We start from the raw sequence: 406 nt of genomic DNA, 5'->3' as shown, positions 1-406 counted from the left end.
CTTCATCGGATTCTTCCCAGTTTTGGGCATAATTATCACTCTTAATATTCTTTTTGATTGTTTTGATATTCTTCTTTTCAGTGACAGGAACTAAAACAATCATGTCTTTTTCACTATCCTTCACCAAAATTCTTTTTCCATTATGTCTATATATTGGGAAAGAATGTAAATATTCAGGCGAAACCTCGGCCATATTTTCATTTTCAAAATAATCGAAATGATTGGACGACGGATCGTGATAAGCCTTAATAAATGCATTGTTATCGGGCTTGGAAATTATCAAACCGTTATCCTTAAAAAGTTTTTTGAATAGTTTTGTCTCTTGACGGACAATCCACATATCTTTTTTTGCCGAAGTGCTCTTGGCAATTAGTGGTTTAATCATGATTGTCTGATAATTTGAATA

The 406-nt window shown here is 32.5% G+C and carries 1 protein-coding gene; it reads right to left on the bottom strand.

From position 1 onward, the window contains the following. A partial coding sequence (locus tag KH893_RS12685; protein WP_281166384.1) for a hypothetical protein occupies positions 1-385 on the bottom strand: 385 nt, incomplete at its 3' end. Positions 386-406: the final 21 nt, after the last annotated feature.

It is taken from the genome of Liquorilactobacillus sicerae, assembly GCF_029916425.1.
Lineage (GTDB): Bacteria > Bacillota > Bacilli > Lactobacillales > Lactobacillaceae > Liquorilactobacillus > Liquorilactobacillus sicerae.
Note: the sequence above shows the minus strand (reverse complement) of the source record. Positions and strands in the feature narration are given on the sequence as shown.